Origin of the sequence: Bacillus cereus group sp. BfR-BA-01380, assembly GCF_022663535.1 — a bacterium.
Classification (GTDB): Bacteria; Bacillota; Bacilli; order Bacillales; family Bacillaceae_G; genus Bacillus_A; species Bacillus_A cereus_BB.
On sequence record NZ_JAKUFS010000003.1, the window covers coordinates 1 to 17,601 of the forward strand.

Here is a 17,601-nt window from a genome sequence, read left to right on the forward strand (position 1 = left end):
GAAGTGGCTCGCCCAGAATGTGAGGGGGATGGAGCTTCTGACGTAGAGGTGTTTTTTACCTCGTAGGAAGAAGCGAAGCCACCGAACATTCTAGCCACTGGAACTGGACAACGCTTTCGCCAAATTTTGAGGTGGGAGTATTACTGCCCGTTAATGCGGGATAAACAGAACTTCGCTAATTGTTCACCCCAAGATGATAATTCCGTCTCCATAAAACCTGCCTTTTGATAAGCAAATTTTGCTGCAAGATTTTCAGGATGATATCCAATCATAATAAGTGGAATATTTATATCATTCATTCTTCTTATTTCTTCAATAACCAATTTTATAGCATGTACTCCTATTCCTCTTCCCTGGAATCTTTTATCAACCATCAGTCTGTAAATCCAATAATTATTATCGTCGCAGTCTATTCCAAACATAGTAAAGCCTACGATTTCGTTATCAAGATATATTCCTTTTGCATAGAAATTGTCTAGAAACTGCACTTCTGCAATTGAATACAAATTGGAAGCGATAAATGGTTGTTGTTCTTGATTCACTGATAATTGAATCGCATCTTCCCAATTACTCTTATCGATCGTTTTTAATGATATATGTTTCAATATAATGCTCCTTCACAAGAATATTTCCATAGTCTTCTTGTCGATTTCGTATGTTTAAATCGTTACGCAATCATTTTAAAAGACCAAATCGAATCGTGATTTGGTCTACTAATTCGGATACGATTTACATCATTTCTATACCCTTTGTTATATTCTTTCAATAATTGTCGCTGTTGACATCCCGTGCCCGATACAAATTGTAAGTAAGCCGTATTTTCCGTTTCTTCTTTCTAGTTCATGAAGCAGGGATGTCATCAACTTCACGCCTGTTGCTCCGAGCGGATGTCCTAATGCGATGGCACCGCCGTTCACATTTACTTTATGTAAATCTGCTTCCAGTTCTTTTTGCCATGCAAGAACAACGGAAGCAAACGCTTCGTTAATTTCGACTACGTCCATATCATGAATTGTTAAGTTTGCTTTTTGCAATACTTTTTTCGTCGCTGGAATGACGCCGTCCAGCATCGTTGTAGGATCTGAACCAACAACAACTTGATTCACAATCCGCGCTCGTGCTTTAAGCCCTAACTCTTTCGCTTTTTCGCTATCCATTAACAAAATGGCCGCTGCTCCATCACTAATTTGACTCGCATTCCCTGCTGTAATCAATCCATTCTCTTTAAATACAGTCCTTAAATTTGCCAATGCTTCAAGAGAAGTGTCTGCTCTTGGTCCTTCATCATTTGTAACGAGTATTGCATTGCCTTCTTTATCTATCCCATTTACTGGGGTAATTTCACGCTTAAAGTATCCTGCTTCTATTGCCTGTAGTGCGCGCTGATGACTTTCATAAGCGTAGCTATCTAGCTGCTCTCTTGTAATTCCATATTTTTCAGCAATCATTTCTGCTGATACACCTTGATGTACAAATTCATATTTTGCATGAAGACTACTCGGAATTGTATTTGCATTGCCATCGCTTAAAATTGGCACTTTCGTCATATGCTCAACACCAGCAGCAATGGTAATGTCCATATCACCAGATTTAATTTCTTGCGCTGCAAAATGGATTGCTTGTTGCCCTGAACCGCAAAGACGGTTAATCGTTACAGCAGGAACAGTAATCGGAAAATTTGCTTCTAAAGCAGCAAGTCTACCAATATTAAAACCTTGTTCAGCAATTTGTGTCACACAACCCATGACAATATCTTCTACCATTCCTTTTTCTATATTGGCACGCTTCGTCACTTCATCCAATGCAACTGCTGCAAGTTGCACTGGATGGAGTTCACGAAACGCACCGTTTCTTTTTCCAACTGGCGTACGTACAGCTTCAACAATTACAACTTCTCTGTTCATCTTCTTTCGCCCACTTTCCCTTTTTCATAATTATAAAACCCTTTTCCCGTTTTCCTCCCAAGATGTCCTGCCTCTACAAGTTTCACAAGTGTCTGCGGAGCGCGGAATCTATCACCAAACGCTTCACTTAAACCCTGGCTTGCAAATAACATCGTATCTAATCCAACATAATCCGCTAACTCAAACGGCCCCATCGGATAGTTCAGGCCTAATTTAATCGCTTTATCAATTTCCTCTTTGCTTCCTATCCCTTCTTCATACATACGCATGCACTCTAACAAATGCACCGCAATCGCTCTTGAAGTTACAAACCCTTGCATGTCTTTCACAACAACCGTTTCTTTTCCAATATCTTCTGCTAAATCCTTTACTATTTGTATTGTATGTTCCGCTGTATCAACTCCTCTCACAATTTCAATCAATTTCATAACAGGTGCTGGATTAAACCAATGCATCCCTAACACTTTCTCTGAGCGATTTGTCGCACTTGCAATCGCCGTTACACTTAATTCAGATGTATTTGTCGCAAGAATAGTCGACTCGGAAGCATAGCGATCTAGCTGTTTAAAAATCTCTTTTTTTAACTGTAAATTTTCAGGAGCAGCTTCAATGATAAGCTCTACATCTTTACATGCTTCCTCTAGCGTTATAGTAGACACGATATTCGCAAGCACTTGCTCTTTCTCTTCTTCGCTCGTCCGCCCAGCTTTCACAAAACGTTCTAGGCTTGCTGTAATCCCCTTGCATGCTTTTTGTATACTTTCTTCTGACACATCATACATTTTCACACACTTTCCGCCCATCGCTAATGCCTGAACAATACCGCTTCCCATAATCCCCGCACCGATCACCGCAATATTTTGAATCATCATTTTCCTCCCCTTTCATTACAACCCCATACTTTTCGCAATAATATTTTTCATAATTTCATTTGTCCCCGCATAAATCGCGCTTACTGGAATATCTCGATATCTTCTTGCAATTTCGTATTCTTCCATATATCCATACCCGCCGTGCAATTGCATACACTCTGCCGCTACTTTCTTCGCAATATCTGTTATCCACCACTTTGCCATCGATACTTTCTTCACAATATTTTCGCCTTGCATATGCGCTGCAATACATTCATTCACAAACGTGCGGCCAATCTCAATTTCTGTATACATTTCGGCAAGCCTAAATTGGACAGTTTGAAAATCACTAATGCTCTTCCCAAATGCTTTTCGTTCTTTTACATAGTCCTTTGTTAAACGCAGCATCACTTCCGCCGCTGTTATCGCCGCAATTGCAACAATGAGGCGTTCTTGCTGTAATTTCTCCATTAAATAGTAGAAACCTTTTCCTTCTTTCCCTAACAAATTAGAGGCAGGAACTTTCACATCTTCAAAAATGAGTTCCGCTGTATCTTGGCTATGTAATCCAACTTTTTCGAGTTTTTTCCCTCTCTTGAACCCCTCCATTCCTCTTTCTAAAACGAGTAAACTAATCCCTTTATGCGCTGGCTTTACAGTGGGATCTGTCTTACAAACAACAATGACTAAATCCGCATGAATACCATTTGTAATAAATGTTTTTTCGCCGTTCACAACATAATGATCGCCTTCTTTGCGTGCCATTGTACGAGTATTAGCTAAATCAGAACCTGCTCCTGGCTCTGTCATCGCAATGGCGGCAATATATTCACCGCTCGCACATTTTGGAAGCCATCGTTTCTTTTGCTCTTCTGTTCCATATGCCGTCAAATATGGAACGACAATATCATTATGTAAACCGATTCCTACTAAACTTGAACCAACCTTTTCTAGTTCTTCATTTATGACAACTGAGTATCCGAAATCAGCTTCAGCTCCGCTGTACTTCTCTTCTACCATTGGACAAAGAAACCCATTCCCCCCCATCTTTCTCCAGAAGGACCGCGGAATGATACCGTCTTTCTCCCATTGGCTATAATGCGGATACGCTTCCTTTTCTAAAAATTTACGGAAAGCATCACGGAAAATGTGATGCTCCTCCTCTAAATAGGCATGCTTCATCGTATTTTTTTCACCTCTGTCCCTTGATTACGTAAAATAAACTTTTGAATTTTCCCGCTCGCATTTCTCGGCAGCTGCTCCGTAAATACATACCTACGTGGGCGTTTATAATCAGCAAGTTTATCGCTTTGTTTACAATATTCATCTAACATTTCTTCTGTAAGCGATGCGTCCTTTGAAACAACGTACGCAACAACGCGCTGTCCCCACAGGTCATCCTTCTCCCCCAACACTGCAACATCTAACACACCTTCATGCGTATACAAAAAGTCCTCTATCTCGCGCGGATAAATATTCTCTCCGCCGCTCACGACCATATCATCAACACGATCGGCTACATATAAATATCCATCCCTATCTACATAACCTAAATCTCCTGAATGATACCATCCTTTATATAAGGCCTTTTCCGTCTCTTCTTGCTTGTTGTGATACCCCGCCATCACACATGAGCCTCTCATAATAATTTCTCCAATTTCATATGGAGGTAACACATCATCCGGCTCAGACGATCCATCATCGTTCGGGCGGACAATGCGAATTTCATGATTATAGGCAGCCTTTCCTGCCGAACCAACTTTCGCAAGCTGCTCATGCTCGCGTAAAAATGTAACGGCCGGTCCCATCTCTGTCATTCCGTAAGCTTGTACTAACGAAACATTCAACTTTTCATCACAAGCTTTTACGAGCGCAGGTGCCATCGAAGCCGCTCCGTATAAGCCGTATTGAAGTGATGATAAATCATACTGTGATAAATCTTCCTGCAGCAGCATATTCCACATTGTCGGTGCAGCAAACATCACCGTCACCTTTTCATTTTGAATCGTCTCCAAGACAAGCTTTGCATCAAAATGATGAAGAATGATATTTGTCGCACCGCTATGTACTCTCGGAATAAAACAACAATGAAGCTCCGCACAATGAAACATCGGCGCTGTTACAAGGCCGCGGCTATTTTCCGTGTAATGCAAATAAGCAACGCCCATTAAACTTTGATCAATAATCTCCCTATGACGATGAAGCACACCCTTTGGCTGACCTGTCGTACCACTCGTATACATAATGGAACAAATGTCATCTTCATTGACTTCTACTTTTTCAAAATGCGGCGTAGCATTTGCTACTTTTTCTTCATATGAAACAGAAAATGATGGCTTATTTTGATCAATGTACCAAAACTGAATGTGAGGAAATTGTGTATGAATGCTTTGTACTTGAGAGGATAGTTGCTGTTCAAAAAGTACGATTTTAGGAGAAGCATCTTCTAATATATAGGTAAGTTCTTGTGGTTTTAATCGAAAGTTGATGGGGTTAAATATAACTCCTATTTTGGCACAAGCAAAACACGTCGTCGCTAGTAGGCTACCATTAAAAAGAAACGCCGAAACGCAGTCACCTTTTCGAATCCCGCTTTGTTGGAACGCATGAGCGAGTTTATTTACCTGTTCATTCCACTCTGCATACGTCCAGCGAATCTGTTTTTCAGACTCAATAATCGCTTCCTTATTTGAATAATTCCCAGTTGTTACTTCCAGTAGTTTCCCGATGGTCATATACACGACATCTTTCCCCTCCTACTCATTAAAACGCTTTCATTTTTTTGCTATCTTCCTATTAAAAACAAGATAGCTTGGGGATTATTATAACAATTTTCCAAATACTTTACAGGTGAATCTTTCGACAAATAGAGACAACGACGATTCGCTTTGATAGTAAAAAAACGAAGCGAAGCATTTGACTTGTTCAGCAAATGCTTCGCTTAGGAATGATTAGACGTATATTTGTTACTTCCAGGGAGTTTCTTAATGTTATTCCAAGCCTCAATCGCTTCTTTACGAGTTTTCCCTTTATTGTTTGGATCTGCGAAAAAGTCACGAGTAAATTGATTGTATTCAAATTGAGGAGCAATTTGTTTTTTATACAATTTAAGCTTTTGCTAATTGTCGTTCTTTTTTCGGAGAATAACTCATCCCCGCAAACACGAGAAAAATGCCGAGAAGCTGATACATATCAGGACGGTAATGCAAAATCGTAACATCCAGTAAGATTGCGACAATCGGATCAACGAAGACTAAAATCGCAATTGTTTGAGCCTTTAATTCTCGTAAACTACTAAAGAACAAATAAAACACAAATCCGGTATGAATAAATCCTGTCACAAGGATATAAAGCCAATTTTCAACGGTAAGATGCATAAATTTTGACCAATCTACAAATGGAATCAATAAGACAACACCAAGACTCGTTTGAATAACCGTTGTTAATAACGGGCTCAGTGTTTGAATTCCCTTTCCTGTAATGGAAGTAAGCGCATAGAAAAGTGCTGCCGCAAATGCCCACAGTACACCTGTGGATAAAAATTCAGCAACACTTGTATGTTGATGAATCCCTCCAACTAACAATGTACCTACAAAACAAATAAAGAAAAAGACCAAACCTGTTCCTGTTATTTTTTCTTTAAAGATAACAGAACCTAAAAGAAGCACAATAACAGGTGCTAAATGATAAATCGATATCGCTACAGTAATGGGCATGACTTCAATGGACCGAAAGAAAAAGACCCAGTTTATAATAAGGAACAAACCACATAGTAAGGCAAGCACATACTCCTGGCGCGGAATAAAATTTTCCTGTTTCGTTGTAAATGTACGAAAAAGCCATATTCCCCCTAACAGAATACTTGCACAAAGACATCGTACAAAGACCAATTCAATCGATGGGAGGCCTGTTTTGATCGAAAATAGACCGATTGAACCAAAGATAGCCATAGAGGCGACAAATTTTAATTTCGCGTACATGTAACCCCCCCTAAAGTAGTCATAGTTATAACGACTATTGTTTTGTGCGAAAAAAACAGCTTTATCCCGCATTAACGGGCAGTAAGACCCCCACCTCAAGATTGAGAGAGAAACGAAGAAGATAGGTGGGGGATGAAGCCCCCACTGATGGAAGTTTCACTTTACGCTAAGCTGTTTTTCCCTGTCATGACATGAATTAAATCTTCTCTTTTCTTCCATAGCTCATCTAGCTTTTCAGGACCGAACGCAGTTGTAATTTCTTCTACCATAATGTCGTGCCGGATGTATTCGGTAGCAATTAGAACGAGCGCAGGATCAGTTGACTTTACAGCCCACTCTGAACCTCTGTCGCTAAACTTAGCAATCAGAGCTTCTTCCTCATCTCGAACAAGAATCGTCAAATACCCACCCATGCGCTTGCTCACAATATCTGGAGCCATGTAGTTATGATGATATGTGTGTCCCAGCGTCTTATCTTCAGCTCCAAATAAAACTGTAAAAATGGGAATCGATCCTTCTTTCTCTCGAACAGCTTTTTCAATGTCTTTCACAATAGGAGACCAAATCGATAACCAAAGTTCTTTGTTTGCACCTCGAATCATTGAAAGCATTTCTTGAACAATATGTTCATATTGAACAATTCTCGTGACAACATCTATCTTTTGATCACTTTCTAACGTCGTAAGAGACGATCCTAGCACTTCTAATGACGCATCCATCTCTTCTTTCAGGCGAGCAAGCAATAGCTTTGGTTCAACAGGTTTGTAAACAATCGGATCAGAAGGAACGGTTTGAATTGCTCCTTTATCAAGTAATTTTCCTAATACCTCATAAATCATGGAGCGCGGAACACCGGAACGCTTACTTAATTCATAACCAGTGATTGCGGGTGATTTCAATAAACCGATGTAAGCCTTACATTCGTATTTTGAAAATCCATGTTTTTGCAATTCGATAATTGCTTTCTCTTCCATAAGTCCTCCTAATAGTAGTTATTATATTAACTACTATAAAACATCCGTATTTAAATGTCTATATTTTCAGATTTATTATCAAAACATGAAAAAGTATCAGTCAACAGAGACCGATACTTTTATTCATACGAACGCTCTTCCCCTTTGTACAGCGGCGTCATATTCGCAAACCGAAATTTATCCGCATGCATCACTGCTTTCTTTTCCTCAACTGCTGAATCTTGGTTTTTCTGCGGAATAGGCATAGACCTCGTATTGAGCCGTTCCTTTATTCCTTGAACCATAAAATTTAAAATAAAAATTGATATTGTAAAAGCTACTAATGGCGCCAATATAATCCACGGTGCTGTTAATAATTCATTTTTGGTCAATCCGATTAATCCCGACCACTCGTTTGTAAGGGAAAGCGCAGTAGGGGGCTCTCCGAGATGATCCTTCACCATTTTTCTTCCACCAATCAATACTTGAAAAAAGCCCATATGTATAAGCAGCGTAAATAGCTGAACAGCTTGTTGGAGAAAAAGAATGACGAGAATTTCTTTCAAAGAGAGCCAAATATGTTTTTGAAACACATGAAATTTTTGAGCACCGAGCACAATGGAACTTGTTATATAGTCTTTTTTCATAAAAAGGTTAATCTCTTGGCTAATGTAAAGAATGAGATTTGGCAATGTAAGAATACAAAGAATGAGAAATTGCTTAATAACAATAGATTCCTGAAAACCTGTCTGTTCGCTTTTGACCATTAGCGGCATCATGAACAAAATAACTAAAACAACTGTCGGAACATAGAAATACACCTTACATACTTTTTCAATGAACTTTTGTACCGGAGATGGTGTATATGCTAATAACCCCCCTAATAAAGTTCCAACTAGCAATTGAATGAAACAAATTCCAAACACAAATAAGATCGTAAACTTTGCGCCAGTAATAAGTTTAAAGAATAAGTTATATCCACTCCTATCCGATCCGAATGGGGGCATCACCAAAGGATTGAACGGTGCACTTTGTGAAACATTACCGTCAGCATCTTTTAGTAACACTTGCGTCTGGGAATACAAATCCTTTCCGTACCATGTGAATAAAAAACTAGCTAACACAAGCCCTCCAAAAAAAGAAAAACCGATCCAAAAACGTTTCGAACGGAACATACTATTTTTCATTTACAAGTCCCCCTGTCGTACGCTTTATTTGGAATTGAGCAAGAGTAAATACAGCATAAAATGGAAGGAACAATAAAAAGATCCACCACGCTAACGTGACAGGTTGTAATACAAATGGCTTTAAAATAAAAGACATATATCCATTAATATTGAAAGCAGCCTCTACAAGCAGCAAACTTGAAACCATAACTAGAAAAGTAGATTGCAAATGATTAAATAGATGATAGATTACATTTCGAAACAAATGAACAAATAAAATATATTTTCTACTTAACCCCTTTGCACGTGCAAACTCTACATACGGCTTATTCTGTTCATCTAATAAAAATAAAACCATAATACGGAAAAAGTGAAGAGCAGGTACAAGGCTCATCGTCACAATCGGTAAGAAATAAGCTTGTTTACTACCGAATGCGTAAATATTTACGAAATTGACTCCTGTTTGTTTATATAACCAAACAAAAAATATTTGTAGCATAAAAATTAATAACAAATCTGGAATTGATTCGATCAGCACTAAACATCGCTCAATTGCTTTTTTCACTTTCAAAGACGACAGTACATAGCCAAAGGATAGACACGTAGCAATGAAAACTGTTAAAAAAGTAGATACTAGTAAAATAGTACCAGAATACATATATGGCCCCCAAATTACGTCCCAAAAAGGGGCCTGGCGTATAACTATAGGGTTATTAATAGCAGTCTCTGCTGTAAACAGCCTTTGTAAAAAGGTAGTAAAACTAAGGGAAGTGTTCCACAAAAAAACAAACGGTACATAACTAATAACTATAATAACAAGGATGCAAATACAAAATTCTATACATTTCTCGATAAAAAACCCCTTCATCACGAATCTCCTTTCGTTATGGTTTGCAGTACAAAACAACTTTCAAGTGTGATTACACTTCATTCATCACTTCTTGTCGTTCTATTTTTCCAACCATATGTCCCTCTTCATCCCACTTCACTGCACGGTAATAAGCATCATGATAGAATGTAAACCATGCTTTCTTTTCTATCCCATATTTCATCCACTTTTGTTTATTTTCAATAGACGTCATCGGATAATCATCATACGCCATAACCCACAGTACATTTTGATGCGCATGTGTTGGTAGTAAATCTGCTAAGTGAAGGAATGTTTCATCTTTACTTTGTGCAACGACAACCGCATGTCCATCACTATGTCCGCCTGTATGAACCATTCGCACTTCATCCGTAATACGTACTTCTTCCATAAATGTTTGTACTTGATGTACAATTGGTTCCCAATTTTCTTTCCAATATGTATTACGTGAGCGGATATTCGGATTTCTCATTTCATCCCATTCTGTTTGTGATACATATATTTTTGCATTTGGAAACGCCGGAACAAGCTTTTCACCTTCCCATTTCGTTAAACCAGAAGCATGATCAAAATGAAGATGCGTCATACATACATACTGAATATCTTCCGCTTTTAAGCCAAGCTGAGCGAGCGATTGTTCAACTGATGACTCTTCTGTCACTCCTTGATTTCTCTTCATCTTCTCATTCATTTTGTTGTTGCCCATCCCTGAATCGATAAGCATATTTCCATCTTTCGTTTGCAGTAATAATGGATCTGTTCGTAAATAAATTTGGTTTTTATCGTTATGACTATATTTGCGTGACCAAAGTACTTTTGGTACAACGCCAAACATTGCCCCACCGTCTAAATGTGTATTTCCTCCCTGCAGCCATGTTACTTGTATATCGCCAATTTTTAAATGTTCCATTTTCTGTATCCCCCTTTCCTTTTATGTTATCATATAATTCAGAAAAAATAGTCTATAAAACACAAAAGGAGCCATTTTCATGATTAAAGGACTATACGAAGCACATCTTCCTGTCAGTAACTTAGAAACATCTATCTCATTCTATGAATCATTAGGTTTAAAGCTATATAAAAAAGATGAAACAGTAGCTTTCTTTTGGATTATCGAAGGACAAAGCTGGCTAGGGCTTTGGGAAGGAAACGAATACAAAACAAAGTATCATCCTTCTCTTAGACATATCGCCTTTCAAGTAGATTTACACGACTTAGAACATGCGATCGACTGGCTAAAAAAAAAAGGAATGGAAGCGCGGAAAGATTTTGGAATGGAACCTATTGAACCTATCGTATTTCCAAATCAAGCACATGCCTCTATATATTTCAATGACCCTGATGGCAATAGCTTAGAACTAATCGCGCGTCTTCCTTTTGAATTGGACCGAACGGATAAAATGTACTTAAGCGAATGGAAGAGTATAATAAAAAAAAGAAGGGAGCACACCCATGAAACTAACAAACGAACAAGACATCATCCGATTAGTAAAAGAAGATCCATGGATGATGGATATATTACAAACTGCTAAACAATTACAATTACCCGATTGGTGGGTATGCGCTGGGTTTGTCCGTTCAAAAATATGGGACACTCTGCACGGGGTTGAAAAAAGAACGCCCCTTCCAGATGTTGATGTTGTTTATTTTGATGCTAAAAATATTGATGAATCCACAGAAAAGAAATACGAACAACAACTACTGAATATGTTTCCAAATGTACCTTGGTCTGTAAAAAACGAAGCAAGAATGCACATCATTAGCAACATGCCACCCTTTTCTTCTTCAGTAGACGCTATATCAAAATTTCCAGAAACAGCAACAGCATTAGGTTTAAAATTAAATGAACAAGATGAAATTGTACTAGCTGCTCCTTGGGGCGTGCAAGATGTGATTAACTTAGAACTAAGACCGACTCCTTATTATGAGGAAGCGAAGGAATATGCAAATATATATGTGGAACGTGTACAGAAAAAGAAGTGGGAGGAGAAATGGAGTAAGGTGAAGGTTTTTTATCATTCAATACTCGGATAAAACAAAAATAGACTATTACGCTTATTAAATACATATACTCAATTTCCAAATTGCATGAAAAACACCCTATCTTGTACAATAATAGTAATAAGAAAAAATGACAGGGGGAGGAAACCTATGTCCACTAAATTAGTAAATTTACGAATCGACTTTGCATTTAAGCAGTTATTTGGTACGAAAGGGAATGAGGAAATTTTAATCGGATTTCTAAATGCCATTTTAGAAGATTCTTTAGACTCTCCTATTACCTCCCTACAATTAGAAGACCCTCACCTTCATAAAGCTTATGAAGATGATAAGTTATCCATTTTAGATTTATTGGCAACGCTTGATAATGGTACACAGGTGAATATAGAAATTCAGCTTCGTAACACACATGATATGATTAAACGCTCTTTATATTATTGGTCCAAATTATATACGTCTCAAATGCAAGAAGGAATGCCTTATCGCTCACTCCGTAAGACCATTACAATTAATTTATTAGACTTCATGTTATTTTCTAATGACGAAGCTTTTCATAAGGTTGGACAACTATGGAGTATAAAGGAACAAAAAATATTAAGTGATGACATTGAAATTCATTTTGTTGAGATTCCAAAACTTGTAAAACAATGGCGTGAAGAAAAAGTTAATCCGTGGAAAAGTGCATTTGTTCGTTGGATGTTATTATTACCAGCACATGAAGATGAATACTTAACTCAAACATTGGAGGAGATTGCAATGAATCAAGATCCAATTTTACAAAAAGCAATGAATAAATGGGAAAACATGAGTCATGACTCTTCATTTCGCCTTGCATATGAAGCGCGCGAAAAATTACTTTTAGATGAACAAGCAAAATTGGCTCACGCACGTGAAGAGGGATTGGAAGAAGGATTAGAAAAAGGCATCGAACAAGGAAAAATACAATTAATTCGTGGTATGCATAAGAATGGAATGCCATTAGAAGATATAGCGAAGTTTACAGGTTTAAGTGCAGAAGAAATAAGGAAACTATTATGACTATAACATAAACAGAAGTTATTTCTTAAACTGATGAATATTTAAAAATAAACATAACTTCCTCTAATGTTAAGTTCATTTCACTATCTTGATTTGATATAACAAACCAAACATGAGCACAGCTATGTTATCTGTTATTTTATTCTAACCATAAAAATAAACCTTTTATAAAGACATATAAATTTTATTTAGGAAAACGGAAGACGCTATTCTCTCAAAAAGAATAGCGTCTTCCATTCTATTAAGTACAAACTAGATTAACGTATGCCCACCTTCAACATGCAGAACTGTTCCTGTAACAAACCCATTCTGCATGGCATATAGTACAGCTTGGGCCACATCTTCAGCTTTTCCTACTCGCCCTGCTGGAAGTTTGTTTCCTAAGTCAGTATAAAATTTGTTACGCGCTGCTTCTGCCATTTTGCTTCGTGATGGTGTATCAATAATTCCTGGTGAGACAACATTTACGCGAATTGGGGCTAGTTCTAGCGCTAACGTTTGACCAAGGTTAGAAACAGCCGCATTGACTGCACCAAGTGTCGCCGATCCAATCATAGATTTATAAGCGACAACTCCGGAAAATAAAGTGATGGAGCCATTACCAGCAATGTTCGGTGCACCATATTTCGCTGCATAAAATTGTCCCCAAAATTTATTTTCGAATAGCTGACGCGCTGCGGCTGTATCTGTATCGATAAAAGAGCCTCCAGATGTTTCTGCTGCTGTAACAACTAAATGATCAATTGTACCTACTTGTTTAAAAAAGGATTGTACTTGTTGTTCTTGTGTCGTATCAAGCACATGGATTGTTACGTTTCCTCCTAACTGATCCTTTGCTCTTTGCAGTTTTTCCTCAGAACGACTAGCAATAATGACCTCGCTACCATGCATGATTGCTAGTCTCGCTGTTTCTAAACCAATTCCAGAACTACCACCGATAATGACAATTTTTTTATTATTTAACATGTTCATTTCCCCCAGTTTTTTTATTTTATTTTACTGAGGTTATTGTAATCCCAAAACTTCCTTTTTTGAAGTAGTGATATTTAATTCACATAGTTACATTTTGGAAAGTTTTTTATAAAGAATCTACTTCTATCACTATACATGCCTATTAATCTAAGGAATTTTAATCCCCCCAAGTACCAAAAACCTTAAGTTATGAACTTCTTTATGGAGAATCATTGAAGATGGAAACACAATAATTCAGAGATGAATGGTGTAAGACGAGAATAGATGGTCAAAATTATCGTTTTTTAGCACTATAGAAACTTTTTTATTATTTCAGGGATCTTTTTATGTTAAATAAAAATTATTTAACACCAACAGCATCAAACGCTTTGTTTACAGAGGTAACCTCAGCTGATTGCGTTCCATATAAATCTGCGGCTGACTGTACAAGGGCTTGTCTTGCTTGAGAAAATGTTGCCGATTCTGTTAGATATTGAGTATTTGCACGATAAAAGACTTTGCCCATTTTATCTTTGCCAATACCATTTACAGTTACTCCATAATGAGTACCACCCTCTGCAATGAGATACGCTGCTTTATTGATAATCCCACTATTTGTGTGTACTAATTGGCTTTGATTCGTTCCTGTATAACGTTTAGAATAATGGTCTGGATCACCGTATTGTGTTGGATCACTCATAGAACGAAGAGCTTGTCCCGATTGGAAGAATAAATCTTCCCCAATTAAATAATCAGGATTTGAGTTATTATAATATTCAACTAACGTGCCGAAAATATCTGACATTGCTTCATTAAGTGCGCCAGATTCGTTTTGATATATTAAATTGGATGATGAGTCTGTAACCGCATGTGTTAGTTCATGACCAACAGCATCAATTGCGGCTGTAAATGAACGTGTTGAGCCATCTCCATCTCCATATACCATTTGTTTTAGCTCTGGGTCCCAAAACGCATTTTCATACTGTTGTCCAAAATGAACAGTTGAAACAATTTTAGAACCGTTTCCATCATAAGAATTCCTTCCATGAACCGTTTTATAATAATCATATACTTTTCCTGCATAAGTATGAGCATCTACAGCCGCTTGTGCATTTTTGCTTATAAAACTGTTAGTGCTATTATTAAAAAGGACGCCTGGAAGGACCGAAGTGTCATTTTCGCTTCCTTTATTTTGTGCATCATACGTATAAATTCCCTGTCCACGTGTTTTATCTACTAAATAATAAGTATTATTAGATTTTAAGAGGTTCAAGCTTTTGGTATTTCCAAATGAATCTTTTCCCGTCCCAGTTGCTACTGTTCCAGTAATATTTCTTGGATTTTTTGCTGCATGTAAAACTTCAATATGATCTAGGATTTTTCCAGTCTCTGCTTCAATAAAATAATCATGACTACCTGGTTGTGGAGATAAAAATCCTAAATGAACATGATATGCATAGGATACTGTGTCATCTTTTGCATATACTACAAGTTCAGATGTTGGTTCTACAGTATAGTTTGGTTTAAATCCTAGTTCCTTTTCAGCAAGAGACACTGCTTCATTAGCAGAAACTTTTTGATTTGGTTGTTGTAATTTTTGGTCTAAATCAGGAATAACAGTTCCTGAAAAAACAGTTAATACTCCCTTATTATCAACATGTGCAACTTGTGTAGATCCCCATACTGGAACACCATTATATGTTTGTTGCAATCGAACAACTTTTGCTCCTAACGTATCATCTTCTTGTTTCTTTACAATAAATGATTCTTTAGCACTTTTGATACCTAGTTTATATTTGTCCTTATTTTCATCTACATATCGAAATACTACATCCTCAGTTTTTGTTGAAGATGGTGTAGTCAGCTGTCCAGAAATAAACTCTGTAGACTTGATAGCCTCATTATACTTCTCTGTAGACAGCACATTATTTGATGTAGCTGCATAGCTAGATGTCGGTAAACTAATTGATGTGGCAACAATACCAGCTGACAATAAAACTGCTAAACTTTGTTTCTTTGTTTTCATATTCCATTCTCCTTTGTTTCTATTCTTATTAGACAGAATATTTGAATTTACAGATAATTATATTTTTAGATATACATAGTGTAAAGGTGGATAATTGTTAAAATTGTAAAATAATTCATATTATTACCACTAATTTTATTTCTATAAGCCTTTAAAGTGTTGAGTTTGCTAGGTTTGCATAATTAATATGCAATTTTGCATTTTTAGATAAATATAATTTGAGAAATCGTTTTTCCACTTGTATTCACATCATCTATTTACTTTATCGACAAACTCACTAACCGACTTCACATATTTATCGTCAAATACCCCTCTTGGGTCAAAAATGTATTTCACCAACATGCCAAATTCCGAGTTTACATATTGCGGTTTCAACATAGAGTGATTTGCTTCAGGTAAATAAGATACCGCTAACAACTCTTTCCGTATTTCTTTTTTATAAACTTCCATCGTGTTTTTGACATCTACATTTTCATCACGTCCACCTACAATTAACTTAACAGGCTTTTTTGTTTCTGAGAGATCTTTTGTTGCATCGCTATTTACATTCTTTTTAATAAAATTCCAGCTTTCTTTAGAAATATCGCCTTTATCGTTCGTTACATTTTGGTATTCTTCATAATTACTATTTTTCAAAAGTAATTCTAGGACTTTTTCATTGTTTTTCATTCGTTGATTGATTTCTTCTTTTGTTGCACCAGCACGAGTCATACTTTTTTCTGTATAATACTTTCCTTGTTCGATCCAATTAATCGCAGGTGACACTAAAATACTAAATGAAACATCATCACTAGCATTCGCTATTTTTGGGACAACCCATCCCCCTTGACTCGCTCCCCATAAACCTATTTTTTTAGTATCTATATCAAGTTGTTTCTTTGCCCATTCAATCACTTCGATTACTTCACTTGCGCGATCTTCCATCGACTGATCTAGCCAATCTCCAGTTGATTTTCCAATACCAGGCTTATCCCACGCTAGGGAAGCATATCCTTTTTTCGCTAATTCCTCCCATAAAGGTAAATAACCATCATCATATGTTGCATTTACAGGTCCATCACCATGAACAAAAATAATTAATCCCGGCTTTTCTTTTTCTTTAGGTAAAGTGACAACACCGTGTAATGTATTTCCTTTCGTTTGAATCGTTACTTCTTCTTGCTTCATATCATAAGAATTTTGATAGAAAACCCATCCTACCAATCCTAGTATTACAATTCCTAACACGAGTAAAATTTTTTTCATTTTTTCCTCCTGTTATTAAGAAATTCTTCCTTTCACCAAATAACATGATGGACAATAAAAAAAAGGATGCTAATTAAAAAACACCCTTTTTCATATTATTATATTTCTTTACACATATTCCCTTTCCTAACAGGAATAATTATTTCTTCTATAACGTTAATCCGAATCGCTTTAATTCAATGAAAATATGTTCTAAACGTTTTCCCTTCTCTGTTAATGTGTATTCAACACGCGGGGGAACTTCTGGATATACCGTTCTTTCCACAATTCCATGCACTTCAAGTTCCTTCAGACGAAGCGAGAGCGTTTTTGGGCTAATTCCATCCATTGATTTTTGCAAATCACTAAATCGCATCGTTCCTTCAATAAGAAGATCTCGAATAATTAAAAACGTCCACTTTGTCCCGATCACATCAAGTGTTTTCGCAATGGGACAAATTTGCCCCGGCGTTCCCTTTGTTAATTCGATTGGCTCCATGTTACTCATTGAAACACGCTCCTAAAAATTTTTTCAATTGATTTTCTTTATATTATCACAATTCTATCTTTACGGTAACTATATGAAATAAATATCACTACTTCCCAAAAGGAATCAACTATACATACAATATCATTAGC

At 37.0% G+C, this 17,601-nt stretch carries 16 protein-coding genes and 2 pseudogenes; 3 read left to right on the forward strand and 15 right to left on the reverse strand.

Features of this window, described 5'->3' with window-relative positions; all coding sequences use genetic code 11:
• Positions 1–140: 140 nt before the first annotated feature.
• The 11 genes and pseudogenes from MR076_RS03350 to MR076_RS03400 all read right to left on the reverse strand — a co-directional run bounded on the left by MR076_RS03350 (position 141) and on the right by MR076_RS03400 (position 10,632).
• Positions 141–605: a GNAT family N-acetyltransferase gene (locus MR076_RS03350; RefSeq protein ID WP_242217586.1), complete on the reverse strand. Its 465-nt coding sequence runs from the start codon at positions 603–605 to the stop codon at positions 141–143.
• 147 nt (positions 606–752) lie between these two features.
• A complete protein-coding gene (locus tag MR076_RS03355; RefSeq protein WP_242217588.1) occupies positions 753–1,904 on the reverse strand; it encodes a thiolase family protein in 1,152 nt (383 codons plus the stop codon).
• Positions 1,901–2,773, reverse strand: coding sequence for a 3-hydroxyacyl-CoA dehydrogenase family protein (locus MR076_RS03360; RefSeq protein WP_242217590.1), 873 nt, complete (start codon positions 2,771–2,773; stop codon positions 1,901–1,903). Before MR076_RS03360 ends, MR076_RS03355 begins: the two co-directional genes overlap by 4 nt.
• An 18-nt stretch (positions 2,774–2,791) precedes the next feature.
• Positions 2,792–3,937, reverse strand: a complete 1,146-nt coding sequence (locus MR076_RS03365; RefSeq protein WP_242217592.1) for an acyl-CoA dehydrogenase family protein — start codon at positions 3,935–3,937, stop codon at positions 2,792–2,794.
• Positions 3,934–5,496, reverse strand: a complete 1,563-nt coding sequence (locus MR076_RS03370) for a fatty acid--CoA ligase (RefSeq protein ID WP_242217594.1) — start codon at positions 5,494–5,496, stop codon at positions 3,934–3,936. The genes MR076_RS03365 and MR076_RS03370 overlap by 4 nt, the downstream gene beginning before the upstream one ends.
• Before the next feature lie 200 nt (positions 5,497–5,696).
• Positions 5,697–5,858 (reverse strand): annotated as a pseudogene (locus MR076_RS03375) (DUF6434 domain-containing protein); the annotation flags it as partial.
• A 4-nt stretch (positions 5,859–5,862) separates the two neighbouring features.
• Positions 5,863–6,735, reverse strand: a complete 873-nt coding sequence (locus tag MR076_RS03380; RefSeq protein WP_242217596.1) for a DMT family transporter — start codon at positions 6,733–6,735, stop codon at positions 5,863–5,865.
• Positions 6,736–6,896: 161 nt separating this feature from the next.
• A complete protein-coding gene (locus MR076_RS03385) occupies positions 6,897–7,709 on the reverse strand; it encodes a TrmB family transcriptional regulator (protein WP_242217599.1) in 813 nt (270 codons plus the stop codon).
• Positions 7,710–7,828: 119 nt separating this feature from the next.
• Entirely contained in the window at positions 7,829–8,875 is a 1,047-nt protein-coding gene (locus tag MR076_RS03390) for an ABC transporter permease subunit (RefSeq protein WP_242217602.1), read from the reverse strand.
• On the reverse strand, positions 8,865–9,512 hold the full coding sequence (locus tag MR076_RS03395; protein WP_242217604.1) for an ABC transporter permease subunit: 648 nt from the start codon (positions 9,510–9,512) through the stop codon (positions 8,865–8,867). The genes MR076_RS03390 and MR076_RS03395 overlap by 11 nt, the downstream gene beginning before the upstream one ends.
• Before the next feature lie 262 nt (positions 9,513–9,774).
• Complete coding sequence (locus tag MR076_RS03400) at positions 9,775–10,632, reverse strand: YtnP family quorum-quenching lactonase (RefSeq protein WP_242217605.1); 858 nt, start codon at positions 10,630–10,632, stop codon at positions 9,775–9,777.
• Positions 10,633–10,711: 79 nt separating this feature from the next.
• Between MR076_RS03400 and MR076_RS03405 the strand changes: the two are divergent.
• The 3 genes and pseudogenes from MR076_RS03405 to MR076_RS03415 all read left to right on the forward strand — a co-directional run.
• A pseudogene (locus MR076_RS03405) lies at positions 10,712–11,170 on the forward strand (VOC family protein); the annotation flags it as partial.
• Between the two features lie 4 nt (positions 11,171–11,174).
• Positions 11,175–11,756, forward strand: a complete 582-nt coding sequence (locus MR076_RS03410; protein WP_242217607.1) for a nucleotidyltransferase family protein — start codon at positions 11,175–11,177, stop codon at positions 11,754–11,756.
• Positions 11,757–11,873: 117 nt separating this feature from the next.
• The gene (locus MR076_RS03415) at positions 11,874–12,761 is read left to right on the forward strand and encodes an Rpn family recombination-promoting nuclease/putative transposase (RefSeq protein ID WP_242217610.1); all 888 of its coding nucleotides are present in this window, start codon (positions 11,874–11,876) and stop codon (positions 12,759–12,761) included.
• A gap of 252 nt (positions 12,762–13,013) precedes the next feature.
• On the opposite strand, the gene MR076_RS03420 is transcribed toward MR076_RS03415, so the two are convergent.
• From MR076_RS03420 to MR076_RS03435, 4 genes are all read right to left on the reverse strand, one after another.
• On the reverse strand, positions 13,014–13,727 hold the full coding sequence (locus MR076_RS03420) for an SDR family oxidoreductase (protein WP_242217612.1): 714 nt from the start codon (positions 13,725–13,727) through the stop codon (positions 13,014–13,016).
• A 346-nt stretch (positions 13,728–14,073) separates the two neighbouring features.
• The gene (locus MR076_RS03425; RefSeq protein WP_242217614.1) at positions 14,074–15,738 is read right to left on the reverse strand and encodes a M4 family metallopeptidase; all 1,665 of its coding nucleotides are present in this window, start codon (positions 15,736–15,738) and stop codon (positions 14,074–14,076) included.
• Positions 15,739–15,987: 249 nt separating this feature from the next.
• Complete coding sequence (locus MR076_RS03430) at positions 15,988–16,983, reverse strand: alpha/beta hydrolase family protein (RefSeq protein WP_242217616.1); 996 nt, start codon at positions 16,981–16,983, stop codon at positions 15,988–15,990.
• Between the two features lie 148 nt (positions 16,984–17,131).
• Positions 17,132–17,470: a winged helix-turn-helix transcriptional regulator gene (locus MR076_RS03435; protein WP_090918864.1), complete on the reverse strand. Its 339-nt coding sequence runs from the start codon at positions 17,468–17,470 to the stop codon at positions 17,132–17,134.
• Between the last annotated feature and the right edge of the window lie 131 nt (positions 17,471–17,601).

What these genes read in the sequence shown, in the direction of transcription:
- MR076_RS03355 (WP_242217588.1), bottom strand. Translation starts at nt 1,904, where the DNA reads ATGAACAGAGAAGTTGTAATTGTTGAAGCTGTACGTACGCCAGTTGGA.
- MR076_RS03380 (WP_242217596.1), bottom strand. Translation starts at nt 6,735, where the DNA reads ATGTACGCGAAATTAAAATTTGTCGCCTCTATGGCTATCTTTGGTTCA.
- MR076_RS03360 (WP_242217590.1), bottom strand. Translation starts at nt 2,773, where the DNA reads ATGATTCAAAATATTGCGGTGATCGGTGCGGGGATTATGGGAAGCGGT.
- MR076_RS03430 (WP_242217616.1), bottom strand. Translation starts at nt 16,983, where the DNA reads ATGAAAAAAATTTTACTCGTGTTAGGAATTGTAATACTAGGATTGGTA.
- MR076_RS03365 (WP_242217592.1), bottom strand. Translation starts at nt 3,937, where the DNA reads ATGAAGCATGCCTATTTAGAGGAGGAGCATCACATTTTCCGTGATGCT.
- MR076_RS03420 (WP_242217612.1), bottom strand. Translation starts at nt 13,727, where the DNA reads ATGTTAAATAATAAAAAAATTGTCATTATCGGTGGTAGTTCTGGAATT.
- MR076_RS03400 (WP_242217605.1), bottom strand. Translation starts at nt 10,632, where the DNA reads ATGGAACATTTAAAAATTGGCGATATACAAGTAACATGGCTGCAGGGA.
- MR076_RS03390 (WP_242217602.1), bottom strand. Translation starts at nt 8,875, where the DNA reads ATGAAAAATAGTATGTTCCGTTCGAAACGTTTTTGGATCGGTTTTTCT.
- MR076_RS03385 (WP_242217599.1), bottom strand. Translation starts at nt 7,709, where the DNA reads ATGGAAGAGAAAGCAATTATCGAATTGCAAAAACATGGATTTTCAAAA.
- MR076_RS03410 (WP_242217607.1), top strand. Translation starts at nt 11,175, where the DNA reads ATGAAACTAACAAACGAACAAGACATCATCCGATTAGTAAAAGAAGAT.
- MR076_RS03425 (WP_242217614.1), bottom strand. Translation starts at nt 15,738, where the DNA reads ATGAAAACAAAGAAACAAAGTTTAGCAGTTTTATTGTCAGCTGGTATT.
- MR076_RS03395 (WP_242217604.1), bottom strand. Translation starts at nt 9,512, where the DNA reads ATGTATTCTGGTACTATTTTACTAGTATCTACTTTTTTAACAGTTTTC.
- MR076_RS03415 (WP_242217610.1), top strand. Translation starts at nt 11,874, where the DNA reads ATGTCCACTAAATTAGTAAATTTACGAATCGACTTTGCATTTAAGCAG.
- MR076_RS03435 (WP_090918864.1), bottom strand. Translation starts at nt 17,470, where the DNA reads ATGAGTAACATGGAGCCAATCGAATTAACAAAGGGAACGCCGGGGCAA.